Below are 24,988 nucleotides of genomic sequence, written 5' to 3' on the forward strand. Positions count from 1 at the left end.
ATCGTTTTCATAAATTAAAATTTGAGGTGACAAGTATGAAAAAAATTCTGATCTCTGGGCTCCTGACCGGTGCGGTTCTGCTGTCTGCATGTACAGATGACGAGCAGGACGTATTAACTGCCGGAGACTTCCCCGCTGAAGATCCTGAGCTGATTGATCATTTTCCGGAAACTGTTTTTTACGAAATTTTCATTCGTGCTTTCTATGATTCCACAGGAGACGGCATTGGTGACATTCCAGGTATGACCAGCCAGCTGGACTATTTAGAAGAGTTAGGTGTGGAAGGAATTTGGCTCATGCCTTTTCATCCGTCACCGACCTATCACGGCTATGATGTGACGGACTATTATGATATTAATCCCGACTACGGGACAATGGATGATTTCAGAACTTTCATTGATGAAGCCAACGATCGTGGCATTAAGGTCCTGATGGATTTCGTCGTCAATCATTCCAGCCGGGAGCACCCGTGGTTTGAAGAAGCCACCTCTGATCCTGACAGTGAATACCGTGATTGGTACATTTGGGCCGATGAGGATACGAATCTCAGCGAACGAGGCGAGTGGGGTCAGAATATGTGGCATGGAACTGAGCCGAATCAGTACATGAGTGTTTTTTGGGAAGGTATGCCGGATTTGAATATGGACAATCCGGATGTCCGCGAAGAAATCTATACCATCGGGGAATTCTGGCTGGATGATGTGGGTGTCGACGGCTTCCGTCTGGATGCAGCCAAGCATATTTACCCTGGTGAGGAAGAAAAGAATCATGAATTCTGGCGTGAATTTTCTTCGGAAATGGAAGCTGTGAAAGACGACGTCTTTATTCTTGGTGAAGTCTGGGCGCCTGCACAGGTGACAGGTCCTTATTTGGATGGGGGCCTTCACTCCACCTTTAATTTTGACTTAGCAGAGGATTTTATTCAGGCTGCCCGGCGTGAAGGAAATGCTCGGCTCGTCTCTTCTTATCTGAATACGCTCGAACGCTTCGATCAGTTTTCAGATTCCTACATTGAGAGTACGTTTCTGACCAATCATGATATCAACCGAGTTATGACTCAGCTGTCCGGCAATGAAGACCGGATGCGCATGGCTGCTTCACTGTTGCTGTCTTTCCCTGGTTCCCCATTTGTCTATTATGGCGAAGAAATCGGCATGGAAGGCAGTAAGCCGGACGAACACATACGTGAACCGATGCTGTGGTATGAGGAAAGAGAAAGTGGTCAGACCAGCTGGATTAACCCAAGGCACAATCTGGACGAAGATGGGGCGAGTGTGGAACAGATGCAGGGGGATCCGGAGTCTCTCTGGTCACATTACCAGACATGGATTCATTTGCGTCGCTCTGAGCCTGCTCTTCTTTATGGTGATTTACTTGAAGCAAAAACAGAAGCTGACGGTATCATTTCATTGATCCGTAAAACCGAAGATGAATCTCTATTGATCCTGCACAATATGAGTGATGAAGAAGTGTCTGTCTCTGTTGCCGATGAGGATAATGTCAATCGCCTGTATTATACTGATGTTGACGACATCACTTATAATGATCGGACAATTACTCTTCCACCATACAGCTCGGCGATTCTAAATTAACAGTCAAAACAAAAATCGGGAACCCCTTTTCAACTCTGAATGGGATTCCCGATTCTCTTTTCATTACTCAGTCCAAGACCTGAACTGATTGAATGTATACTTCATCCACTGGTGTTGAATCACTTGGTCCGTCTGTCTCCACGGTTGCAATCGCATCCACTGTATCCATACCATCAATGACATGACCAAACACCGTATGCCCGAAATCCAGATGTGGCGTCCCTCCGTGTTCCAGATATTTATCAATGGTTTCCTGAGGCATACCACTGCCATCAAACATGCCTTCGCTCACTTCCCCTTCATCCGCATGCACGATAAAGAACTGGCTGCTGTTCGTGTTTGGACCTCTGTTCGCCATGGATAAAGCTCCGCGAAAGTGTGCCAGATCAGACGTAAACTCATCTTCGAAATCTTCACCAAAAGCACTCTCTCCGCCAGTGCCTGTTCCTGTCGGATCGCCCCCTTGAATCATGAAGTTCTCCAAGACCCGGTGGAAGATCACATCTTCATAATACCCTTCCTCACTCAGGGTGATGAAGTTTTCTACAGCAAGAGGTGCGTATTCCGGAAAGAGTTTCAGGCGGATATCACCCATGTTGGTTTCCATCACTACTTCAATTTCATCTTCTGCTACACCGTCTTCAAACTGAGGGAAATGTGGCGGTTCTTCATTTTCACCGACGCCATTCTCATCCGTTACCTCATTCTGTACGTTATTGTTCCCGGCATTACCGGTATTGTTCTGGTCGTTCCCATTCGGCTCCTGACAACCTGTAAGTGCCAGAGTACCTGCAGCAATCAATACAGTCAGGCCGGTCATTGTTTTTTTCATTGTGTTCATCCCTACTCTCATTCATTTTTCTAATGGGTCTGTAATCCCCTTATTACTATAGCATGATATTTCCTGTAATGCATCAGCAGATCTTTCACTTTACGACCGAACAAAAATCGGTTAAAATAAGAACAAATGTTCCTTAAGGTGGTGAGGATGAATGAAGCCTCTCAAACAAAAAGAAGAAATTCTCATCGAACGCTATATTCTGCTGACAGTCAGCCGTCAGATTCTTGAAAGAGATCTTTCCGCTTTTCGTCAGGCACCGATTCGTCTGAAGGATCCTTACCTGCATCTGATTGAATTTTCCATCACCACGCTCAGCAAAGAACTCCGCCACATCAAATCCGAACTGCAAAAACAAAAAATGACGATCCACAGGGAATCTGTCAATGATTCCTTCAGCGAATACGTCATTTATTATCAGGGATACACGTACACCATGACTTATCTGAACGTGCATTTGAAGCATCAGGTTCAGGATTTCATTGAAGAAGTGTTCAGTCAATTTGAACATTCATTTGCGAATTAAACATTTCAGTTTCGAGAAGACATGAAGGGCCGTATCACCAAAAATATCATTACGAGACCCAGCAGGTACATGATGATCGATGAAATCCATATAAGGAGCAATCGGCGTCAATGGCCAGTCTGTCCCGAACATCAGCTTATCAGGCCGATCGCAAAATGCCAGTGCATGCTTGAAATGATCAAAAAAATGCGGTGTTGACCGGATACGCTTCAACTCCTGCGTATCACCCACCATCAAGCCGGACAGATCAGCAAATACATTCGGATTCTTGTAAAGGACTTCTGCAGCATCGAGCATCCACGGATCTCCGAGATGGGCCATCACAAACCGGTTCCGTGGATGTTTCACCGCCACTTCATCAATCGTCAGTGGATGGGCATATTTTAATAACCCCCGGGTCGAAAACGTGTCGCCGGTATGAAACACTACAGGAAGGTCAAAAGAAGCCGCCAGATCGTATACCGGAGCGTACACATCGTCAAATGCATAAAAGGGGTAATAGCCAAGATAGATTTTAATCCCTACCGTATAAGGTTCCAAAAGCGCCGCTTCAAGAGCCGGCATATTCCGGCGGCCCACCCGGTACGGATTGATTCCAACACATTCAGCTGTCCTCCTGCCTTTTTCCTTTGCAGGTATCAAATCAAGCCCCATTGGCGTATTCGGTGATGAATCAGGAAAGCCCTCTCCGCCTTCAAATTCACGAACACCCATGCCAACGGCTAAGTCAATGTCATTTTGGTCCATTTCCCTAATCAGTCCTTGATAGGTATAATCCACCAAAGAATGCTGCTTTGCTGTTGAGGCAAAAGAACTGATGGTCGAGAGATGGATATGTGCATCAATAACAGCCATAAACGCTTGCCCCCAGTATAAATACAGACATCAATCTGATGAACGCTGATCACGGACTTCCTGATATGCATTGGACAGAATACCTTGAATGGCCTTTCCGCGATTTTTCTTTCTGGTGCGGTATTCTTCATAGAGTGCTTCGCCTTCAAAGCCTTCATCAATCAGATTCCGAATCAGCTGATCTGAGAGATCTTCCTGTTTCACGACCAGCGTACCATCAAGATGTAAAGAAACATGAGACTCCAAATCATTGATTCCTTTTACATCACACACCAACGTTGCAGGATCATTGGTGCGTTTGGTAATCGTAACCTCAACCATGAAAGATTCACGGTCTTTTTGGTAGGCTTCAAAAAGAGAACGAAACTCTTCCTCAATCACCGCCTCAATCAGCCAGGCTTTGCCCACTTCCTCTTTATTAATAATCAATCCATCAACCAGAGGGATTTCTTTTGTTTTCATTTCCTGATCTGCCGTAGACTGTTCATCCATCAGCATCGTCAATGAACACAATTTAAAAGTCTTCATTCGATCAGCCTCCTCTATGTATTCAATGCTTGCAATTTCCTTTATTATATCAGAAAGTAAATGCGATAGCGCATACTTTGGAAGGATTCGTTATGAGGGATGATTCATATTTTTCATCCATTATCACAGGAACCACTGATACAAGGAGATCCGGTACACGTCGATGCATTTTTGAGAAGCTTGCATACCTTTTGACAACATCCAGATCACTTCCAAGGAAAAGAGCACGCCACATCTTTTCAATGTATCGATTCGACAAAGAAAAAACAGCCCAGAATTGGGCTGTTTTTTCAGCGGCTGCAAAAAGACGTGCCGCAATTATTCAAACTGCAACGGCGAAAGAAGATGGACAAACCACATTCAGAATCGCATTCATCAAATGCGGCCTTCTGTCCATGCAATAGGAACCCATTACGGGCTGATACAAGGGCTGATTCATGCATTGTTCATGCGTTTCTTTGCACAAACTGTTGGACCCCTTATCCTGCAATTATTCGACCGTAAGACCGGTGGAATCAGAAGCCGCATCCCCTGGAATGGAGCCGGGATTCAAGCCTTGATTAAATGCATCTTCTGTATCCCTTAGCAGGTCAAGGCTTTCCATGGATAACGCAAATGTTCCGGGCGCCGCGTAGAAATATAGAGGAAACTGATCGGTCCTCAGCGATAGCTCTGATGCTTCCCGAACCGGGAAAGCCTCTTTCAAAGATGCAATCAAACCAAATCCTGCAGCATAAACAAAGTGTATACTGACATTCTCCGGACTATGATGGTCGTCAGAGTCGATTTCCTGAAGGTACCGACGATACATATGCCACCGACTCAATTCTTCCTCACCTTCTTGGGTCAATCCAGGCTCATTCAAAAGCAAAATAAAGGATAGAATCGTCAATACCAAAGCAAACACTCCAAACCACGCCACCACAAACAACAACACAGCTGACAACAGGAGCATTACAATGTGACTGACAATCATCCGTTTTTTGAACGTCGGAAATACATATAACCAATGCAAATCCTCAAGCTCCTCTTCTAGCTTTCCTTCCCATTGAGAGAGTGCATCAAGAAATTCAGCACGCCCTTGATCGGACTCTGTATAACGATAGACATCATCTACATGCAGGATACCGTCATCACCGATCTCAAAAAAAAGAAAATGATAAATATACTCCCCTGGCGTATAGACCGGAGCTTTTTTTGCATGAAAACAAACCTTATCGCCTTTTCGAGTCAATGAGGCATACCCACTTTGGACAAAAAACAGTAAGGTGGAGGTAATATTTTTCGCAGAAACCCCTCTTTTGCCATCAAGCCTTAATACAAGTGAAGGATCTACATGCCCGGGCGGTTTATCAAGCGTATCTGTGCCAAAAAACAACCGGCGACGCATGAGCGCAAGTTTCACAAAAAATACAGCATGACCAATAGCCAAAAAACAGAATATGAGTATCATCAACCAGGTCATTATCCATCACTCTCCCTTATAAGATCGAATCAAACGTTTGCGGTCTTTTATGAAATGGTAGATGAAATATGAGATAAATGAGAGGAAAAAAAAGAGAAAGAAAAACTGATAGGTATAGCCAATACCGCCCTCATCCACCCACAAAGGAGCGGATAGGAAACTCAGTACACCAATCATCGCAACATTCCCGAAAATCGTTGAATACACATAGCTTCTCTCGCGAATCGGACTTGCAGCAGCAGCAACGGATATCAGGTTACTCGGCATCACAGGTATACTGCGAAGGAACACAATCATATAGACACCGTATTTTGAAATCGCTTGTATCACCTTCTCAAGCTTCTTTTCATTTTTGGACCAGTACCGTTGAAACCATTTCCCAGCAACAAACCGAGCCAGGTAAAAACATAAAAGTGCTCCAGAAACCGTCCCTATTAAACTGAAGAGCATTCCTCCCCATACACCAAACACAATAAAATGAAACACGATCAAAATCAAAATCGGAAAGAGCGTGACAACATTTTGCACAATCATCAAAGGAATCGTGAAAAAGAGAATGCCGTATCCCCATTGTGCGAACAGGTCATCGGTAAAATAACTTAAATTATTATCACGCAGGGCCATAACCCAATCCCAGCGCCACAGTATCAATCCTGCCAAAATCAGCAGAACGACAGCTATTGCAGTTCTTCTCATCAACTTCACACCCATCTGCAGCATACACTCTCTTTCGTTCATTATATCTGAGCAGTGAGAAAAACAAAAGAAACTCGGAATACAGCAAAAAGACACGCCCATTGAGCGTGCCATAAATTGATTGATCAAGAAGCAGACCTGACCGTGGACTGATAATAAAAACGGTACAAGAACGAACTGACCAGCCCGACTGCTGCAAGTACACTCATCACAAGATACAGACTTTGCACATCATATGCATTGATGATCTGTCCACCTGCTATAGAACCTACGACACCGGAGATACCAAAGAAAACGGAGATAAACAGGAGATGTCCTGTGGATTCAAATTCTTCAGGTAAAAGTCGTGTCACAAACTGAAACGCAGTAAGATAGAAAATTCCAAAAGTCAATCCGTGCAGCACTTGAATAAACAGAAGCGGAAATGGATCATTAATCAAAAACATTAACAGCCACCTGAGGGTATAGAGGAAAGCAGCGATGGAGATGTTGGTTAATGGATGGAAACGGTGCATCCAGTAGGCACTGAGCATAAAGACCATCGCCTCAGCAAACACACCCACAAACCAGACCATTCCAATAAAGGACTCATTCCCTCCAAGCTCGACAACAAATAAACCTATAAAAGAGTCATTCATACGATGCGTCAAACTGATCGTGAAAATAAACAGAAGAAACATCACTAATTTTTTGTTTTTGAGAAGCTTCACAGCTCCGGTTAAGTATACCGGTTTTTTCGAAGGTCGACTATCCGGCGCAAAAAAAGTCAATGTCAATGCAATGATCATCATCGAGGCATAAACATAGTAAATATTCCATATTCCAATATGTGTAAGGATAAATCCGCCAGCAAGGGATGAGGTTGCGAATCCCAGTGAACCCCACATACGGATACTCCCAAAAGAGACCCCGTGCTCAACAGATACTTTCTGGCCAAGACTTTCTCCGAGTCCACCGGCGGGAGACTGAAAAGAGAAAAATAAAAACATGACTGGCACAAGAATAATAAATTCCGTCAGCTGAAACACAATAAATGCAACAGCCAACGCCACAGAAAGGCATAGCAGCATGATCCGTTTTACAGTTTTGTATTTATCGCTGATAAATCCCCAAAAAGGTTGAGCAAGAATTGCCGCAGCTGGCCCAACTGCCAATAATATACCAATTTCAGATCCAGATAAGCCCATATATTGAAAATACACTGGCATATAGCTGATGATAATCGTCATGGATGCATGGAAAAAGAACAGCATCCCTTTAATATTCCAAGTTGATTTCACAATGTCCCCTCTTTCAGATCCCCCTCTGCTTTAGTGCAGCCAATCGTGTTCAAAAAGATACGTGGGATCAATATCAATAAATAAATAATAATCGTCATCCAAAGGATAAGAATATGTGCGGATAAATTCATTGGTTTTAATGTCACGGTATTTATCACTGAGCATACCGACATTACGATACTTCATCTGCATGATATGGTCGAGAAAATACGTGCGCCAACTCCAATTTTTCCCCCTGGCACGTTCATCCGTAATCCAGCCATTTCCATGTGTCTTCATCCAGTTCGCACTGACCTGATTCCCCAAATCATCAGAAATGTACATCCGGAATGAAATATCTTCAAGGACGTGCGTCAGCTCTTTTAAAAGTGATTCATGCTGCTTTGGACGACCTTTTTGCTTTAGTTGTTTTTCGATTTGTTTGATGAAATCAATCTGTTTTGACAACTTTGTCTGCCTGGCAACAATAAAAGAATGAATATGGCTTTGCAACACAGGCCGCGCATCCAATGGTTCCACTTTGTCCGGCATTGGCATCTTTAGATAGAAGCCCTGTAAATATCGGCCACCATATTTCCAAGCATTCAACAGCTGGTATTTTTCCTGGATTCCGGAAAAATGTAAAGTTGCCCCGATTTTCCTCGAAAACAATGCCAATGCATTCAACAGATCACGATACATATTCGGATCTTTTCCACTTCGCAAGTCTGACAGATCAATCTTCAAATATGTTGGTTCCAGTTTTGAAAAATGATCTAAATTCGTATCATCAAGCTTAATATCATCAATTGATACACGAAAGCCGCTGGCTTTCATATAAAGAAACATATGAATAACATCCCGTTCCTCTTCAAAGCCCGCAACCCGGAATTCAAAAACGACTCTTTCCGGAGAAAGACCTTCTTTATCATAACGTTGAAAAGCTTCCATTAAATCTTCAACGCAGTCCAGATCGAGTAGAGTCTTCAAATCCAGATTGAAAAAGAGTTTTGTATCAGATTCCCATTGAAGAGCCTCCTTGACGGCACGTTCATGAATCAGCTGATCCACTTCCCATTTGTATTCACTTGGAGTTCCATCATCCAGGAAAAATGGTGCCAGAGAATGCACCTTGCCATCAAGCTCGATCCGTGCAAGAACTTCATACCCGATCACACGGTATTCCTCCGTATTAAAAATCGGTTGAAAATATGGGCGAACTTCATCGAGATGATCCATCACCTTCATTGGATCCATGCGAACGCCTCCTCTCCATAATAAAAATCGACTTACATTGTCAGTATAACATGGGTCTGATCAGTAATTCTCAGGTGTATTTCCTGTGACGGTTTTGAACAACCGATTCGCTTCCTCAAAGGGAAGTTTCGTGAGGCCCAGTTCCTCTCCTTCACGTCCAAAAGATTCATGATGAAAATCTGAACCGCCTGTCTTGAAGATCGCATGACCCAAAGATGTTTCAATCCGGTTGGCTAAACAAGAAAATCGCTCAACAGTCTTCGCATCGTGATCGCGGTGAAAGACCTCAATCCCGTCAAGATTGTAATCATGAAATAATGCAGGGATTTCCTCATCCAAATCGTAAAATACCGGATGGGCAATTATTGCCACACCACCTGCTTCGTGAATCACGCGAATTGCTTCTTCGGGATGCATCTCATCTTCCTTGAATGCGTAACAAGGGCCATTATAACCGATGTAGCGTTTAAAGGCATCGCCTACAGTATCAGCATACCCATGATCTACAAGTGCCTTTGCCAAGTGGGGACGACTGTATGTATCCCCAGTGACGTACTGAAAGACATCCGTTTCCTCGATCCGAATACCTTGATCCTGACATTTTCGTATCATTGTTCTCATTCGCTCGAGACGCCGCTCACGATGAAACGCCAATGTTTTTTGCAAGGCAGTGCAATCCGGTTGAACACCATAACCGAGAATATCAACGCTCGTTTTGCAAAACCTTGTGGAAAGCTCAAGACCGTTAATAAAATCAAGTCCGAGCTTTTTTGCCGTTTCGCTTGCAGATGCTAGCCCGGTTGTTGTGTCGTGGTCGGTCAAACTGATCATCGTTAATCCTGCAGCAGCAGCTTTTGACACCAGTTCCACCTGGGAATAGGCCCCATCTGAGGCGGTGGAGTGCATATGAAGATCTGCCAATGGCTTATTCATTATTTCCACCAGCTGTCGAATGGCGTAACGGGAAGTTCACGTTTGTGTGTCGTTTGCACATAGATCGTTTCCAAATGTGCTTTAGCCTTTTCGTCAATCGTACCACCGGTCAAGTAGGTGTCAAGTTCCCTGTATGTGATGCCTAGTGCCTCTTCATCAGGGAGCTGAGGCTTGTCATCTTCAAGGTCAGCTGTAGGTGCTTTTGTATAAAACAATGATGGTGCGCCGAAAACTTCAAGTAACTCCCGCCCTTGTCCTTTTGTCAATCCGAACAGCGGGGCAACATCACAAGCGCCATCTCCAAATTTCGTATAAAAACCCGTCACTGCCTCTGCGGCATGATCAGTACCAGCAATCAGGCAGCGATAGTGTGCCCCAAGGTCATATTGCGCTTTCATCCGCTCCCTTGCCTTTGTATTACCCTTCACAAAATCGGACATTTCTTCCCCCGTTGCGTCTTTAAATGATGTCATCGCCGCGTCCACCGCTGGCTTAATATTCAACGTAATTTGCCGGTCTGGGTCGATGAATGACAAGGCTTCTTGTGCATCCGCTTCATCCTTTTGGGTGCCATATGGCAGTCTTGCAGCATAAAAGCAGTATCGCGCCTCTCCTGCTTCCTCGTTCAATTCCGAAATCGCCTGCTGAATAAGAAGTCCTGTGAGGAGAGAATCCTGACCACCGGAAATCCCAAGGATGTAGCCAGACATACCGGAGGATTGCAAATAACCCTTTAAAAACTCGACCCGGTTTCTGATTTCCTCTTTCGGTTCAATCACAGGTTTAACTTGTAATGTTTCAATAATTTGATGTTGCAAAAGCCTTCACTCCTTTACTTGATTCCATTAATCAAAACAGCATTGTTCGATTTGCGTTCGATTTGAACGATTTCTTCTTCTTGCTTTCCAATGAGATCAAAATGAGGAAAACATTCCCTTTCATGAAGCCATTCTTCTTTGAGGCCATGACTTTTCCCCCATCTGATCAATTTTTGACGATTCGAACAGCCTGCTTTCGTCACGGTATTGTACTGAGGAAAGCGTTCATCATACCAATAATGCGTTAACAAAGCGACTTCACCCGAGGCCACAACAGCCTTCCATAAATTTAACTCCTCTTTCTTAATTCCAAAAGCCATATCACATTGCCTCCTGTATTCATGATACGGAGAATCAGCAAATCCATCAAGAGAAGTGATTCTGATTGTCAGGTTTTCCAACACGTTTTTATGAAAAAGGAACAGAAGAAAGATGATTCCGATAGGCCTTATCCCAAAGAGGGAATCGCTTTTTCATCTGAATTGGCTTGAAGGTTTTGGCATCCACACATACATGTTCACTTTCTCCTGTCACCAGAAGCACCTGATCGGCATAAATTTCATAACTGTAGGTAACACGAACTCCGGTATAGTTGATGATCCGGGTCTTGACCGTTACATCCTGCCCGTATGTTGCCGGCCTGAGATAATTCAGATTAATTTTCGTTACAGGTGACATAACCCCTTCTTTTTCCATATCCGCGTAACGAAAACCGATATCCTCAATTAGCTTTGTACGACCGATTTCACACCAGACCAAATAGTTGGCGTGATATACAACCCCCATTTGGTCAGTTTCAGCATAGCGTACAGGAAACGTAACGCTCGAAAGGGTATTACTCATAGTCAGATTCATCCTTTCTCGTCAATTCAAAATCAGCTTCTGAAAGTATTGTCAAATCATCTTCTGTCACTTTTTCCATGTTCATCAAACGCATCGCCTGACGTTGAATCGCTTCTTCAAGCCAATTTTCCATTCCTCTCGCGTTCCCTTCAGGTGGCTTTTCATAAACAGATTGTTCGAGTTTCTGTTTTAATGAGCCTGGTATCTCATACCCTACGTCAGTCGCATAATGTTCAAGAATGTCTGCAAGCTCGGATGCCGAGTATGGAGGGAAACGAAAGAACGTTTTAAATCTTGAAGACAATCCCGGATTCGTATTCATCAACACCTGCATTTCATCATCATAGCCCGCAAGGATCACCACGAGATTTTCATCATGACGCGTCATTTCCTCGACCAGCGTTTCAACAGCCTCTTTACCGAAATCACCTGCTGCTTTCGCAGTCAGTGCATAGGCCTCATCAATGAACAATACCCCGCCCAATGCTTCCCTTATTTTCTGCTTGGTTTTAATAGCGGTCTGGCCTGTATAGCCTGCGACAAGGTCGCTTCTGCCTGCCGTCACGAGATGACCCCGTTTCAAAAGACCAAGATCATGAAGAATATGCGAATATATGGAAGCCACCGTTGTTTTTCCGGTTCCGGAAGGACCGGAAAATACGGCATGCAGCTGAACAGGGACAGCCGGTAATTCCTTTTCTTTACGGAGTTGCTGTATTCTCACGAAAGAAGACAACTTCAGTACCTGTTGTTTGATATCATCGAGTCCAATTAAACGGTTCAGCCGTTCTTCACCCGTTGCACCCTGTTCCTCCTCTGCGTGAATACGAAATGAGAAGGCATCACTGTCAAGTATCGTAAAATCCTCTTCCTTGAAAGACTCCTGCTCAGCAGCTTTAGCACCTTTATGGAAAATGGCTTCTGTGACGAGATCTTTGACCACACGGGCATTCCCAAACGACTCATCAACCCGTTGTTTTTCAATGTGGCTCGTCAATGAGCGAATGGCCTCCTCGGTCAAAATGAAATCATTGTCCAAAGCGACATGCTCTGCGATTTCCAAAAGATCTTCAGTGCTGTAATCGGGTAAATGGATGTGATTTGTCTCAGGGAATCGGCTTCGAAGACCCGGATTACTCCAGAGAAAACGGCGCATCTCTTCAGGGTATCCTGCAAGAATAACCGCAAACTGGCCGGCATGTGCATCACTTGTCATTGCTGAAACAAGCGTATCGATGACAGTCTGGCCATAATCTGTACCACTGGCATCGTGTTTAAACAGACTATATGCCTCATCGATAAACAAAATGCCACCCATTGCGTCTTCCACTGCCTGCAACGTTTTTTCCTCAGTTTGACCCACGTAAGCGCCAACCAGCCTCGAACGGTCCGTTTCCACAACTTCCGGTTTTGGTAATACGCCCAGTTCATAATAGATTTTCGCGAGTAATCTGGCGAGCGTGGTTTTCCCCGTTCCCGGATTACCTGTCAAAACCATGTTTAAAGAGCGTTCATTCTGGAGATGATAGCCTTGTTTCTTTCGTTCGTTCTGATAGAGCAGATAATAATAATACGAGCGGATTTGTTCTTTCACCTCATCCAGTCCCGTCATTCGTTTCAACTCTCCAAGTGCCGTTGTCTCTTTGTGATCAAACATGTCCTGCCATTCCGAAAATTGATCAAACAACTGGTTCAGTTCTGACAATATCTGATCTAATTCGAGTTTCTTCTCCTTGGAGGCATAGATTCCACTGATGGTATTCTTATATGCAGACAGGGCTTCCCGAAGGCGTTCGAAACACGCCTGAACAGCATGCAGGATACGTAAACCATCAGATAACCTCTCCTCGGTTTCAGTCATCGTGAATCGACCTTCAGGCTGATCCTGCAACTTTGAAGATCGATGAAGGAGCAGACTGACTTTTTTTTCGCGCTCATCTATGGCGTGGAACATCTCATCTACCTTACTGATTTTTCCTTGACTATGGTCTGTTTCCCGAATCGTCGGTATTTCAAATAGTATGTTCAGTTTACTTAAATCATCGATTATCATTTGTGAATAAATGGCGATTGTTGTCTCTGAATCTCCGGAAATGGTCCAACCGTCAGCCATATACTCTTCCACACGATGATCCCATTCCCCTTTTCTCAAGTAACGGGCAAGGGCAAGCATCATATATGTTTCTCCTGCTTCTGTTTCATCTGCTCCATGCTCCTCACGGATTTGTTCGAGTAAACGAAGCAGGCTCGATTCTTTAAGTGAATCAGCCGGTTGATTTTTGATTCTCTCAAAGCGCTCTTCCCACGATTCACGGTTGGATTGGTAACGCATGATTAACCTCCTCCATCGATCAAGCTTGATGATCCTTTGTCAGGCGCGATTTGAAAATAAAATACACCACCGCTCCGATCATACCGCCCAGACTGTTCAGAATCACATCGTCGACATTCGCAACCCGTAATGTAAACAGAAATTGATTGACTTCGATAAATAGCGACAATAGTGCTGAAGCTACTATTATTTGCCATATACTAAGCTGTTTTTTGCTGAATGCTGACACCACAAAAGGAAACAGCATGCCAAATGGGACAAACATCAGGATATTACCGCCAAGAATACGGATCGGATCCGTTGAATCAGGGCTGTATAATAAAATCCGCTCAATGCTAAGTCCAGGTTCGAGATTGTAATTACGTCCACCGGGTCCCATCGGTCCAAAGCTTGATCCATGATTCCAAGCAAAGAAAACGATATAAAATAATACACCAAGGTAGAGTATAAATAACAGTAAACCAGTATATTTCATTGAACTGCTCATCTCAATTTCCAGTTTACTCTTTCTCATATCTACTCCCCATCTCTATAAAACACACTCTTTCATTATGAATAATCTCTGAAATTAGTGCAAGAAAAAGACGAAAAGAAAAAGCCTCCGGAATTTACCGAAGGCTCTCCTTAACGATTATTTATTTTACAGACTGCAATTGATTTCGCAGAACCATTTGCAGAATACCACCATGCCGGTAATAATCGATTTCCACTTCACTATCAAATCTAGCAAGAACAGTGAATTCAGTCACTTTCCCATCATCAGAAGTTGCAGTAACTTTCAAATCCTGACGAGGCTGAACGTGATTGTCAACATGAACTTCGAAATGCTCCTCACCTGTCAGACCAAGTTGATCAGCGTTTTCACCTTCTTTAAATTGCAGAGGCAAAACACCCATAAGAACTAGGTTACTGCGGTGAATTCGCTCGAAGCTCTCAGCAATGACCGTTTTAATACCAAGCAGATTTGTTCCTTTAGCTGCCCAGTCACGGGAGCTTCCCATACCGTAATCCTTACCACCCATAACCAGCAGGCCGGTTCCTTCTTCTTTATACTTCATGCACGCATCATAGATCGCCATGACTTCACCTGTCGGCCAGTGTGTCGTATACCCGCCTTCAGTACCGGGTGCCAACTGATTTTTGATGCGGATATTCGCAAATGTTCCACGCATCATCACTTCATGATTACCACGGCGCGAACCATAGGAGTTGAAGTCTTTCGGTTCAAGACCTCTGTCTATCAGATATCTTCCCGCAGGACTGTTTTTGGCTATCGCACCTGCCGGTGAAATATGGTCCGTAGTAACAGAATCACCGAACTTACCTACAGCACGCAAACCGGATAGCTTTTTCACATCCTCAGGGTCTGGAGAGAGATTCTCAAAGAACGGAGGATTTTGAATATACGTGGATTCTTCATCAAATTCGTACAGATCGCCATCTGGCGTATCAAGAGCATTCCACTGTTCATTATCATCGAAGACTCGTTCATACTCACGTTTGAAAAGTTTTGGATCAACTGCTTCCTTCATTGCCTGATCGATCAGTTCATTGGAAGGCCAGATATCTTTGAAAAAGACATCATTTCCGTCTTTGTCCTGACCAAGAGGTTCTGTTTCAAAATCAATATCCACAGTTCCTGCCAATGCATATGCAACAACAAGCGGAGGAGATGCCAGGTAATTGGCTTTTACAAGTGGATGGATCCGGCCTTCGAAATTACGGTTACCACTGAGAACAGAAGATACGGTCAAATCATTTTCACTGATTGCCTCTTCCACTTCATCAGGCAGTGGACCGCTGTTTCCGATACATGTTGTACACCCATAACCAACGAGGTTAAACCCGAGCTTATCCAAGTAAGTCATCAGACCCGCATCTTCCAAGTATCCTGTTACTACTTTCGATCCTGGAGCGAGACTGGTCTTCACATAATCAGGGACTGTCAGACCCTTTTCCACAGCATTCTTAGCCAGTAGTCCAGACCCGAGCATGACATGCGGATTGGAAGTATTTGTACAGCTTGTAATCGCTGCGATTGTAACTGCACCTGTACGAAGAGTTGAAGTATTTCCATTCGGGTGCTTTACGGCAACGGAACGGTCCACTTCGTCTTTATCCAGTCCATATCCTTGATTTCCAATAGGAGCTGTCAAAGCTTTACGCCATTCTTTCTTCATTTGCGACAGCGGAATAAGATCCTGAGGACGTTTTGGTCCTGACAGGTTCGGTTCGATTGTCGAAAGATCCAATTCAATTACTTTCGTGAATTCCGGGTCTTCTTTATCTGGTGTATAGAACATGTCATTTGCTTTGGTATAAGTTTCAACCAGGTTCACGAGCTCTTCACTTCGGCCTGTGAAACGCAGATAATTCAGCGTCTCCTCATCTACCGGGAAGAAGCCGCATGTGGCACCATACTCCGGTGCCATATTGGAGATCGTTGCCCGGTCTGCAAGAGTCATATCACGCAGTCCCGGACCGAAGTATTCGACAAATTTGCCAACCACGTTCGTTTGTCTGAGGAGCTGTGTCACTTTCAATGCAAGGTCCGTTGCTGTTGCTCCTTCAGGCATTTTACCAGTGAATTTCAAACCGACCACTTCGGGTACAGGGAAATACGAAGGCTGCTTGAGCATACCAGCTTCAGCTTCAATGCCGCCGACACCCCAGCCGAGCACACCGAGTCCATTGATCATGGTTGTATGAGAATCCGTTCCCACCAGTGAATCCGGATAGGCAACACGTTCGCCGCTTTCTTCAGATTCCATGACAACATCTGCGAGATACTCGAGATTAACCTGGTGTACAATACCTGTTGCGGGCGGAACTGCCCGGTAATTATCAAGGGATTTCTGGGCCCAGTTTAAAAATTTATAACGCTCGAGATTTCGCTCGAATTCACGTTCCATGTTAAACATTAAAGAATCTGCTGCACCGAACTGGTCGACCTGAACAGAGTGGTCCACGACCAGATCTACAGGAATGGCCGGGTTAATCCGCTTCGGATCGCCCCCTAAATCAGCCATCGCTTTTCTGAGAGATGCCAGATCAACAATTGCCGGTACGCCTGTAAAGTCCTGCAAAATAACACGGGCAGGCTTAAAAGGCACATCAATAGCCGCCACATCCTTCGAACCGAATTTGGCGAGATTATCTACATGCTCTTGCTTGATGATTCGACCGTCATGCTGACGGAGAACCGATTCCAGGAGTACCCGAATGGAGTAAGGCAGTCTCGAAACATTCCCGATTCCTGCTTCTTCAATCGCTTTCAAATCATAGTAATGATACGTCTTGCCGTTCACCTCAAATTGTTTCTTTGAGTTGTAAAGCTCTTTCGTTTCATTAGACATACGTAAATTCCCTCCTTCATGTACTATCATATAACAGATTATCACAATTGTCTAAAACCTTTTTTCGGAAATTTGTCATATTTTTATTTTCTAACATAACAATTTTTATGCTATAGCGACACCGGATTCACTCGTTGTTCAATCGGCTTAAATGATCGATCACTTTTGTTTCTTCATCCTCATCGATCGTTCGAAAATCAATGAAGATTCCATCATCCATAATGCGGACGATTAACGGTGGCACCATTTTTCTAAGCACTCGTTCAACGCCATTAACAGACATGCCTTGTTTTTTGACCATCAGACCCCATGTCGGCAATTCCTCAACAGGCATCGTACCACCCCCAACTTTGGAGACTGCGGGGACGACTGTGACAGTTAAACTCTTTTTGTTTTGCAATTTTTCAAAAGACAGATGAACCCGCTCTTTGATGGTTTCTTCCTTTTTAAGAATATCACGAAGGGCAGGAATCCGATCTCGGGAATCCGGGTCATAGACATAGTCAAAAAGTGTCGCTTCAAGTGCTGATAAAGTGAGCTTGTCAAGACGCAATACCCTTGCAAGTGAATGTTTCTTCAGTTTATCGATGAGCTCCTTTTTACCACAAATGATACCTGCCTGCGGACCACCGAGCAGTTTATCTCCACTGAAAGATACGATATCCGCTCCGCGATTCAATGACTCCCGGACAACCGGCTCCCTGCCAATGCCTGCCTCAGAATAAGGAAACAAAGAGCCACTACCCAGATCTTCATACAAAAGGACGTCAGGACAGGTTTCATCTCTAAATGCACGGAGTTCATGACTATTGACATCCTTTGTGAAACCAACGATAGCAAAATTGCTCGTATGCACTTTCATTATCATACCGGTGTTTTCGGAGAGGCCCTGCTCATAGTCATGTAAATGGGTCTTATTGGTGGTCCCGACTTCCACAAGCTGAGCACCACTTTCTTCCATAATTGAAGACACACGGAAGGATCCTCCAATCTCAATCAGTTCCCCCCTTGATACAATCACTTCTTTATCCTGAGCCAGTGCACGTAGGATCATATAAACTGCCGCTGCGTTATTATTGACAGCGACCGCCGCTTCAGCGCCCGTAGCCTTAATCAAAAGCGATTCAATCAACGACAGTCGTGAACCTCTTTTACCTTCTTCAAGATTATATTCGAGTGTGGAATATTGTTTGGATGTATTATGGACATGCGCCAATGCCCGGTCACTGAGCCTTGCCCGCCCCAGATTGGTGTGCAGAACCGTACCCGTGCCATTTAATACAGGTTTCAGGCTGTAGACACTCCCAGAATGGACCCGGTCATCAACCTGTTCCATGATCCATAAGGAAATTTTCTCTCTGGATGGATGCTCCCACATCTTATCTCCTTTCAGGATCGCGGATCGTACTTCATCAATTGCTTCCTGTATCCATTCTTTCAAAAGCGCCAAAGGAATATTTTTATTGGTTGAATGCTTTCTGAGCTCATCTTTCTCGAGCAGTTCACGTACTGACGGGAGGTGCTGTAATGAATTTGACATATCAATCATCCCCTTTTGAAAAAGAATACCTGAACAAAAAAAGGTGGTCAACAGACCACCTCTTTTAAAACCTTATTTCCCGAAAGTTTCACGCTCTTTTTCGATTTCCTGTTGTTCCAGACAGTCTCGGTACCAGCCAGTTCCATAAACCACCAAACCGATGCCAAGGCCGATCAGTAAACCTTTCAACAATGTCTTCATGATCTCCCACTCCCCTTTCAAAACACTATCATTCTCTTTACACCTCAATATTATACAGAAAATATGACAGAATGAAAACCGCTTTTGCATACGATTTCACATTTACTGCCGAGCCTTGCCGTAAAGCAAAAAGAATACCTTCCGAACCGCATTCATAGTGGTCAGGAAGGCATTCGAATTCACTGTGATTGCTGCAATTTTCTTTGCAACGTATTGATAATCTCCATGTGGTCGGGAAATTGATCCGTTTCAAATTTGGAGAAGATCAATTCATCGTTCACTTTAATTTCAAATACACCACCGGAACCAGGAATTAATTCCAGGCTCGACACTTCGTGACGCAAATCGTCAAATACTTCTTCTGCGAGACTCGCAGCTTTAGGTGCATAGTTTCACTGCATACAGAATTCAATGGATACATTTAAACTCATAGAAACAGCCTCCTGTGAATAAATTGTGAACTGTAGATTTATGATAAACAATCCCGTCCATGAGGTCAACTATCGGGATTTCGAATCCATGTCCTTTCATCATCCTTACGCTTTGTGAGCCCACGGTTATCCAGCAATTCCATAAAGGGAACGAGATATTTCCGCGACAGCCCCAGAATCGTCTTGGCTTCCTGCAAGGAAAAAGACTCATCGGTTTCGTCATTCAATGTTTTTGCCGCTTTATCAAAAGCCTTATTACTGATGAGATGTTTGTCATCCAATTGAATAAATTGTCCAGACCGGATTAAATAATGTTTTAACTCTTGTTTATACTCATCCGGTAGTCCCGCACGGTCAAAGACAAAACGCTCTTGTTCAACTTCTATCCCTTGAGACAAAAGTGAGTCCACCACCTGTTGCATTCGTTTAGCCCATTTTTCCGGAAACCCCGGTTTAAAATCCACTGTTGCAATAAATGCACCGCTTTTTCTGAGTACACCCTTTTCAATTCCATTTTCAACGGTGAATTCTGTGAATTCTTTTCCGAACTGCGGGAATTCCTGAAGCAAAACAGCACGGTCTTTGCCATCGCGGAGGGGGTGTGCTTTCTGATCAGCGCGTAAAGAATCCTCGATAAGTTCCAGTAGTTCCTCAAAAATACTGAATAAAGCGAGTTTTTCACCATTTCGTAATAAATCTCCTGATGATTCCATCGCATCAATGAAACTGTCCACTTCTTGCTCATCCAGATCAGTTTCTTTTATCAGATCAGATTTGCTTATCATTTTCTGTTCGCGGAGTGTGTCCAATAAGCGATCCTCAGGGGTTCCTTCCTTTTTCTTTTCCAATGCTGCAATCGTCTCCATACCGAACCGGTATTTACCACCAGCAGGATCAATCACTTCCCCGCCACCAATGGTTTCAACCGGGGAGGGTCTTCGCAAAATGAAACGGTCTCCCCGTTTTGTCACTACCGGGTCATCCAACCTGAGTTGACAAAGAATGTTTTCTCCGCCGTCTTCTGATAATTCATTTCGATCAAAAAAAACAATCTTCCCATAAACTTCCGCAGTGCCCAGATGCAGTTTGATATAACCCCGCTGTTTCACCGGATACATCAATTGATCAACTGTATCCAGTGCGATATCGATAGTATCCGTCGTACTGTAATATTGAGTGGATACGAGAACATCTCCTCTTGAGAGTTCGCTTTTGTTTATTCCACCCAAATTAATCGCTACCCGCTGACCGGCTCGGCCCTCCTGCTGCTTTTGGTGATGAACCTGAAGTTGTCTTGCCCTGACCTTCTTCCTCGATGGCAGAACTTCGAGATGGTCACCTTCTTGAACGCGTCCTTCATATACGGTCCCCCGGATCACGGTTCCCTGGCCGTGGACGGTAAAAACCTGATCAATTGGTAACCTGAAAGCACCCCGGGCATCCCTTGCAGGTAATCCTTCAAGTTTTGTTCGAATCGATGTTTTCAGTTCATTAAGACCCATTTGATCAATACTGTCCACAAAATGAAGCTCAGCACTTTCAAAAAATGTTCCTTCAACTTGATCCTGAATGTCGAGCTCCACTAATTCTTTCAAGTCATCATCAATCAGACTGCTTTTTGTAACCACAATCAGTCCTTGATGTATCCCGAGTAAATTCAGAATGTCCAAATGTTCAACCGTTTGCGGCATCACACCCTCATCTGCAGCCACAATCAGTAAAACAAGGTCGATCCCTGCCACACCGGCAATCATCTGACGAATGAATTTCTCATGGCCCGGTACATCTACAATGGAAACTTCCATGCCCTCTCCCAATTGAAGAGGTGCGTAACCCGGTTCAATGGAAATCGCCCGTTCCTTTTCTTCTTTCAATCGATCTGTATCAATATTTGTCAATGCCTTTGTTAACGTCGTTTTACCATGATCGATATGACCCGCCATACCGATGGTGTAATATCGTTTCATCATCCCCTGACACCTCAGTTCTATCATTATTTCTTTTACCATCATAGCATACTGACGGATATTAATAGACCTCTGCAATACAGAAAAAACATGCCTGCGACGGTTCAGTGCTTGCAACCTATCCGTTATATCTCTATAATGATAAACAGTGAGTGATCATTATCATTTCGGGGCCGGATGCGTAGCTGGTGCTTGCCGAGGTCTTCAAAACCTTCAGGGAGGTGCGTGCCATCTCCGGTGGGTTCGATTCCCACACGGTCCCGCCAAAACTACGCCTATTTTGTAATACATGAATACGTCACATCACACGAAACAACCACCAGTCTTTGATAGCTGGTGGTTGTTTCGGTTCTGAAAAAATTTTTCGTGTTCAAGCATGCAGTAACCTCCGCCCTTTTCACGCCAGGATATTACAGTGCCGCATCTAGGTGCAGCAACCGATTAATTAACAACATGTTGCTAAAGGATCTGGATTTATAGAAGCATGATGAGAAAATTCACAGCACCGGTTTCTGTAAACGTATCGATTCATCAATTTTATCAACACAACTTTACTTAACAGATTAAATCGAACTGAACGATCACCAAATTGATGCTTAGGTGATCGATATCGAAATTACTGAATCAGTTGCCTCCAACACAAGGCTGTTTTATCGATCCTGAACGAACTCAAAAAACAAGGCATCAAAATGGCCATCGACGATTTCAAACAGGATATTCTTCACTGAGTTATCTCAAAGATTTTCCGGTCGACTCTTAAAGATCAATCGCTCATTCATTACGGATATGGAAAAGATGAAAAAGATGGCGATATCGTCCCTGCCACCTTCAATTTGTCCTGCCGTTTTGGTTTACAGTCGATTGCAAAAGGTGCAGAAACAAAACTGGAACTAAATTAACTTAAATCAGAAGGTTGTAATATCGTTCAAGGCGATTATTTCACTCCTCCCCTCGCTTCGTATCAATTGCATCAATGGATAGAAAAATTCACAAGAAAATAAGTAAATGGACCTGCTGGATTGAATCAGACAGGTCCTCAACCGAAAAGCATTTAAATTAATGTTCATTACATCTTCAACTATCCTCACAAACCCGTTCAAAATCATGGAATCGGGTCCCCTGTTTTGTTAAGTGGCCTACATCACCCTCTGACAACATGGAATAAACATCGCTTCCGATCTTGAATTCCACTCGTGAATCATCTTCCAATTGAAATGTAGCATAATAAGTTGTTCGATACCTCGAAGGCCCTATACTTACTCCACTTCCTCTACCGGGATTACCGCTTGACCTGCGCCTTGTATGCTCCCGCTTTCCAGTAACTTTCGCCTTAACTCGCTCAACAGGCTTTTGATTATTTGCATACCATTCCAACAATGCCTTTACCAACCGGAAAACAATTATACCTGCAACTACGACAAAGATAACAGGTACAATAATGTCAGCTGCATCCATTGTATTCACAGTCACTCCTTTTAATTGATCAAATATTGCGAAATCTCCCTATCATTATGACGTATTGTGAATGAATTACGTTTCATATTATATTGTTAGTTTCATAATTTGACGTTAACCATTTTTCCAAATGCAATCAAAACCTTCCCCATGATACAGGGAAGGTTTTGAAATTTGATCATTGAATTAAATAACTGAATCAAGCATCTCTGATACAGATTTAACGGTTTTGGGACTCGACGATTTCATCCCCTTGAAATTACGGTCTTCTTCAACGGCGTGCGTACCAAATCCGTCAAGATCATAAGCCACCATCATCGATTTGAAAGAAGGGGCATCAATGACGAGAAACCATTCTCTCATCAATTCAGATCCTTTAGGCAAATCAATCAAATGAATGTTGGGGTGTGATGGCAAAGTCGTATCTTTTTCACCAAAGAGATAAATCTCGGAATATTCAGCCATAGCTAAATAGCGGTCATAGATCGCTTTCGCCCGAGAGTGTTTTTGAAATCCCGCATAAATAATTCCTTTTAATTTCTTCGTCAGAACCATATTCTCCATCATTAAACACATATACTCCAATTGCGGGACTTTTGATTCATACTTTAATGAAGAAGCAGATAATGTTTCGTTGCTTGCAGACGTCGCAAGTTTCGCTGTATCTCCCGGCACTTCGCCAAAAGCAGTTTTAAAAACAGATAAATCTTTTAAATTTGCCAAAACCTATCACCCTTTACTATTATTATTGAACAGGTTATGTTACAGTTTTAGTATAACTTTTGATTTAGTTTCATGCAATTATTTTAACATTAATGGGGGATAAGACATGTCTAAAGTACTACATTTTTTCAATTTAAATCAACGAGGTTGGGCTATTTTTATAATTATTTTAGCTTTTGCGGCTGGTTCGATTGTTGGAGCATTGCTCCCTCCTCTCTTTTCAGGGGCAATATCTGCTTTCTTCACTGCTTTAATGTTCTTTCTTTATGGCATTGTGATGCGAACCGGTACTGATCAAAATACAGTCTATGACGAGGAAGTCGACCACCATACGGAACAAGAACTTATGCGCCCTGTTCTCGAAAAACTCAGACATGTGCACGCACAGGCAGAGCATATGCAGACGATGGGAAGCTATGTGAGTGAGTCCTCCGAAACTGTTATGACCAAATCTTCAGAAATGGCTGAAGGCATCGAAGAATCAGTCAGACTTTCAGATCAAGTAAATAATAAAATGGAACAAGTAAAAGATGTTTTAACAAATCTTCGCGATGTGATTGCAAATGTCACTGCATTATCCTCTGATGTAACGCGAATTTCATCAGATGGTAAAGAACGTACAGAAACATTCAGTCTTGAGCTTCAAGGAGTATCTGACAACATTCATGCATTCGGTGAGCAAAATCGTAAACTGATTGGAAATGTAGAAGAAGTCAATGACGCTATGTCTACCATTGAACACATCTCTTCACAAACGAACTTATTGGCATTGAATGCCTCCATTGAAGCTGCAAGGGCTGGAGAAGCCGGAAAAGGATTCGCAGTCGTGGCAAAGGAAATACGTAAACTTTCCGAACAGGTGAATAAAACTGCTGACCATATCCGCGGTACAACCAATGATTTATCCAAAAACATGAAACAGCAGGAAGCGACCTTTAAAAAAGAAGTTACATCCATTCATGAAAGCATTGAGAAGAACAGCGAAGTAGTTGCCCTTTTTCAAGAAATGAGTGCCGCAGTAGACGACGTGAATGAACAAATTCACGGCGTAAATGACGAAGCAAAAGGCACTATTCTGGAAGCGAATACTGCCGTTCAAATGCTGAAAGACCTGCAAGTTCAACTCCAGATGCTAAACAGTAACACTGAGGATAATCAGGAAACATCGATGGAACAGCAGTCAACAATGATGGAGTTGGATATGACGATCACAATGGTTACCGATGAAATTTCTGCTATTCAATCGAAACTCATCCAACTGTCGGGTAATCAAGATGTTGCCTGGGTAAGGCCATTTGACTTAAAAGAAGAGACCCCTGCTTAACGGGTAAAGGAGTAAACCATGTCGACTATCACCTCTTATTGGGTTCAGA

The 24,988-nt window shown here is 43.5% G+C and carries 23 protein-coding genes and 1 tRNA gene; 4 read left to right on the forward strand and 20 right to left on the reverse strand.

The window, feature by feature from the left end; translation table 11 throughout:
- The first annotated feature begins 35 nt into the window (after positions 1-35).
- Positions 36-1,592, forward strand: coding sequence for an alpha-amylase family glycosyl hydrolase (locus BBEV_RS08475; protein ID WP_069365073.1), 1,557 nt, complete (start codon positions 36-38; stop codon positions 1,590-1,592).
- 67 nt (positions 1,593-1,659) lie between these two features.
- Here the strand turns inward: BBEV_RS08475 and BBEV_RS08480 are convergent, their stop codons facing one another.
- Positions 1,660-2,424: a peptidylprolyl isomerase gene (locus BBEV_RS08480; RefSeq protein ID WP_069366672.1), complete on the reverse strand. Its 765-nt coding sequence runs from the start codon at positions 2,422-2,424 to the stop codon at positions 1,660-1,662.
- A gap of 160 nt (positions 2,425-2,584) precedes the next feature.
- Here BBEV_RS08480 and BBEV_RS08485 point away from each other — a divergent pair, with 160 nt between their 5' ends.
- Positions 2,585-2,956, forward strand: coding sequence for a YhjD family protein (locus BBEV_RS08485; RefSeq protein ID WP_069365074.1), 372 nt, complete (start codon positions 2,585-2,587; stop codon positions 2,954-2,956).
- Here BBEV_RS08485 and BBEV_RS08490 read toward each other — a convergent pair.
- The 17 genes from BBEV_RS08490 to selB form a co-directional block, all read right to left on the reverse strand.
- Positions 2,942-3,811: an amidohydrolase family protein gene (locus BBEV_RS08490; protein WP_069365075.1), complete on the reverse strand. Its 870-nt coding sequence runs from the start codon at positions 3,809-3,811 to the stop codon at positions 2,942-2,944. The two genes, BBEV_RS08485 and BBEV_RS08490, sit on opposite strands and share 15 nt — an antisense overlap.
- A 30-nt stretch (positions 3,812-3,841) precedes the next feature.
- Positions 3,842-4,339, reverse strand: a complete 498-nt coding sequence (locus tag BBEV_RS08495) for a YwpF-like family protein (RefSeq protein ID WP_069365076.1) — start codon at positions 4,337-4,339, stop codon at positions 3,842-3,844.
- Positions 4,340-4,829: 490 nt separating this feature from the next.
- Positions 4,830-5,804, reverse strand: a complete 975-nt coding sequence (locus BBEV_RS08505) for a DUF2207 family protein (RefSeq protein WP_069365078.1) — start codon at positions 5,802-5,804, stop codon at positions 4,830-4,832.
- 6 nt (positions 5,805-5,810) lie between these two features.
- Positions 5,811-6,500 carry a TVP38/TMEM64 family protein gene (locus BBEV_RS08510; protein WP_198154968.1) on the reverse strand — a complete coding sequence of 230 codons (690 nt, stop codon included), beginning with the start codon at positions 6,498-6,500 and terminating at the stop codon, positions 5,811-5,813.
- Between the two features lie 125 nt (positions 6,501-6,625).
- Positions 6,626-7,780, reverse strand: a complete 1,155-nt coding sequence (locus tag BBEV_RS08515) for an MFS transporter (protein ID WP_084007310.1) — start codon at positions 7,778-7,780, stop codon at positions 6,626-6,628.
- A gap of 30 nt (positions 7,781-7,810) precedes the next feature.
- On the reverse strand, positions 7,811-9,016 hold the full coding sequence (locus BBEV_RS08520) for an EAL domain-containing protein (protein ID WP_069365080.1): 1,206 nt from the start codon (positions 9,014-9,016) through the stop codon (positions 7,811-7,813).
- A gap of 60 nt (positions 9,017-9,076) precedes the next feature.
- The gene (locus tag BBEV_RS08525) at positions 9,077-9,949 is read right to left on the reverse strand and encodes a PHP domain-containing protein (protein WP_069365081.1); all 873 of its coding nucleotides are present in this window, start codon (positions 9,947-9,949) and stop codon (positions 9,077-9,079) included.
- Entirely contained in the window at positions 9,949-10,767 is an 819-nt protein-coding gene (nadE, locus tag BBEV_RS08530; RefSeq protein ID WP_069365082.1) for an NAD(+) synthase, read from the reverse strand. The genes BBEV_RS08525 and nadE overlap by 1 nt, the downstream gene beginning before the upstream one ends.
- Positions 10,768-10,781: 14 nt before the next feature.
- Positions 10,782-11,087 (reverse strand): hypothetical protein, encoded by a 306-nt coding sequence (locus BBEV_RS08535; protein WP_069365083.1) that lies wholly within the window; start codon positions 11,085-11,087, stop codon positions 10,782-10,784.
- An 88-nt stretch (positions 11,088-11,175) separates the two neighbouring features.
- Positions 11,176-11,610, reverse strand: coding sequence for an acyl-CoA thioesterase (locus tag BBEV_RS08540; RefSeq protein ID WP_069365084.1), 435 nt, complete (start codon positions 11,608-11,610; stop codon positions 11,176-11,178).
- Positions 11,603-13,942, reverse strand: coding sequence for an AAA family ATPase (locus tag BBEV_RS08545; RefSeq protein ID WP_084007311.1), 2,340 nt, complete (start codon positions 13,940-13,942; stop codon positions 11,603-11,605). Before BBEV_RS08545 ends, BBEV_RS08540 begins: the two co-directional genes overlap by 8 nt.
- Before the next feature lie 19 nt (positions 13,943-13,961).
- Positions 13,962-14,456, reverse strand: coding sequence for a VanZ family protein (locus BBEV_RS08550; RefSeq protein ID WP_069365086.1), 495 nt, complete (start codon positions 14,454-14,456; stop codon positions 13,962-13,964).
- Positions 14,457-14,577: 121 nt separating this feature from the next.
- A complete protein-coding gene (gene acnA, locus BBEV_RS08555) occupies positions 14,578-17,298 on the reverse strand; it encodes an aconitate hydratase AcnA (protein WP_069365087.1) in 2,721 nt (906 codons plus the stop codon).
- A gap of 127 nt (positions 17,299-17,425) precedes the next feature.
- Positions 17,426-18,838, reverse strand: coding sequence for an L-seryl-tRNA(Sec) selenium transferase (gene selA, locus BBEV_RS08560; RefSeq protein ID WP_069366674.1), 1,413 nt, complete (start codon positions 18,836-18,838; stop codon positions 17,426-17,428).
- Positions 18,839-18,910: 72 nt separating this feature from the next.
- Positions 18,911-19,039 (reverse strand): hypothetical protein, encoded by a 129-nt coding sequence (locus BBEV_RS17895; protein ID WP_267887762.1) that lies wholly within the window; start codon positions 19,037-19,039, stop codon positions 18,911-18,913.
- Positions 19,040-19,218: 179 nt separating this feature from the next.
- On the reverse strand, positions 19,219-19,383 hold the full coding sequence (locus BBEV_RS08565) for an Rdx family protein (RefSeq protein ID WP_069365088.1): 165 nt from the start codon (positions 19,381-19,383) through the stop codon (positions 19,219-19,221).
- 152 nt (positions 19,384-19,535) lie between these two features.
- Complete coding sequence (selB, locus tag BBEV_RS08570) at positions 19,536-21,437, reverse strand: selenocysteine-specific translation elongation factor (RefSeq protein ID WP_084007478.1); 1,902 nt, start codon at positions 21,435-21,437, stop codon at positions 19,536-19,538.
- 169 nt (positions 21,438-21,606) lie between these two features.
- On the opposite strand from selB, the gene BBEV_RS08575 reads away from it, so the two are divergent.
- Positions 21,607-21,703, forward strand: a tRNA-Sec gene (locus BBEV_RS08575).
- Positions 21,704-22,511: 808 nt separating this feature from the next.
- On the opposite strand, the gene BBEV_RS08580 is transcribed toward BBEV_RS08575, so the two are convergent.
- Positions 22,512-22,892 carry a DUF2500 domain-containing protein gene (locus BBEV_RS08580; RefSeq protein WP_069365090.1) on the reverse strand — a complete coding sequence of 127 codons (381 nt, stop codon included), beginning with the start codon at positions 22,890-22,892 and terminating at the stop codon, positions 22,512-22,514.
- A gap of 186 nt (positions 22,893-23,078) precedes the next feature.
- Positions 23,079-23,615, reverse strand: a complete 537-nt coding sequence (locus BBEV_RS08585; protein ID WP_069365091.1) for a DICT sensory domain-containing protein — start codon at positions 23,613-23,615, stop codon at positions 23,079-23,081.
- 106 nt (positions 23,616-23,721) lie between these two features.
- Between BBEV_RS08585 and BBEV_RS08590 the strand changes: the two genes are divergently transcribed.
- Positions 23,722-24,939 (forward strand): methyl-accepting chemotaxis protein, encoded by a 1,218-nt coding sequence (locus BBEV_RS08590; protein WP_084007312.1) that lies wholly within the window; start codon positions 23,722-23,724, stop codon positions 24,937-24,939.
- Positions 24,940-24,988: the final 49 nt, after the last annotated feature.

The organism is Salisediminibacterium beveridgei, from assembly GCF_001721685.1.
Lineage (GTDB): Bacteria > Bacillota > Bacilli > Bacillales > Salisediminibacteriaceae > Salisediminibacterium > Salisediminibacterium beveridgei.

Bases quoted from the DNA above. Each gene is read 5' to 3' on its own strand.
- BBEV_RS08475 (WP_069365073.1), top strand. From the start codon at position 36: ATGAAAAAAATTCTGATCTCTGGGCTCCTGACCGGTGCGGTTCTGCTG.
- BBEV_RS08480 (WP_069366672.1), bottom strand. From the start codon at position 2,424: ATGAAAAAAACAATGACCGGCCTGACTGTATTGATTGCTGCAGGTACT.
- BBEV_RS08485 (WP_069365074.1), top strand. From the start codon at position 2,585: ATGAAGCCTCTCAAACAAAAAGAAGAAATTCTCATCGAACGCTATATT.
- BBEV_RS08490 (WP_069365075.1), bottom strand. From the start codon at position 3,811: ATGGCTGTTATTGATGCACATATCCATCTCTCGACCATCAGTTCTTTT.
- BBEV_RS08495 (WP_069365076.1), bottom strand. From the start codon at position 4,339: ATGAAGACTTTTAAATTGTGTTCATTGACGATGCTGATGGATGAACAG.
- BBEV_RS08505 (WP_069365078.1), bottom strand. From the start codon at position 5,804: ATGACCTGGTTGATGATACTCATATTCTGTTTTTTGGCTATTGGTCAT.
- BBEV_RS08510 (WP_198154968.1), bottom strand. From the start codon at position 6,500: ATGAGAAGAACTGCAATAGCTGTCGTTCTGCTGATTTTGGCAGGATTG.
- BBEV_RS08520 (WP_069365080.1), bottom strand. From the start codon at position 9,016: ATGGATCCAATGAAGGTGATGGATCATCTCGATGAAGTTCGCCCATAT.
- BBEV_RS08525 (WP_069365081.1), bottom strand. From the start codon at position 9,949: ATGAATAAGCCATTGGCAGATCTTCATATGCACTCCACCGCCTCAGAT.
- BBEV_RS08535 (WP_069365083.1), bottom strand. From the start codon at position 11,087: ATGGCTTTTGGAATTAAGAAAGAGGAGTTAAATTTATGGAAGGCTGTT.
- BBEV_RS08540 (WP_069365084.1), bottom strand. From the start codon at position 11,610: ATGAGTAATACCCTTTCGAGCGTTACGTTTCCTGTACGCTATGCTGAA.
- BBEV_RS08545 (WP_084007311.1), bottom strand. From the start codon at position 13,942: ATGCGTTACCAATCCAACCGTGAATCGTGGGAAGAGCGCTTTGAGAGA.
- BBEV_RS08550 (WP_069365086.1), bottom strand. From the start codon at position 14,456: ATGAGAAAGAGTAAACTGGAAATTGAGATGAGCAGTTCAATGAAATAT.
- acnA (WP_069365087.1), bottom strand. From the start codon at position 17,298: ATGTCTAATGAAACGAAAGAGCTTTACAACTCAAAGAAACAATTTGAG.
- selA (WP_069366674.1), bottom strand. From the start codon at position 18,838: ATGTCAAATTCATTACAGCACCTCCCGTCAGTACGTGAACTGCTCGAG.
- BBEV_RS17895 (WP_267887762.1), bottom strand. From the start codon at position 19,039: ATGAAGACATTGTTGAAAGGTTTACTGATCGGCCTTGGCATCGGTTTG.
- selB (WP_084007478.1), bottom strand. From the start codon at position 21,437: ATGAAACGATATTACACCATCGGTATGGCGGGTCATATCGATCATGGT.
- BBEV_RS08580 (WP_069365090.1), bottom strand. From the start codon at position 22,892: ATGGATGCAGCTGACATTATTGTACCTGTTATCTTTGTCGTAGTTGCA.
- BBEV_RS08590 (WP_084007312.1), top strand. From the start codon at position 23,722: ATGTCTAAAGTACTACATTTTTTCAATTTAAATCAACGAGGTTGGGCT.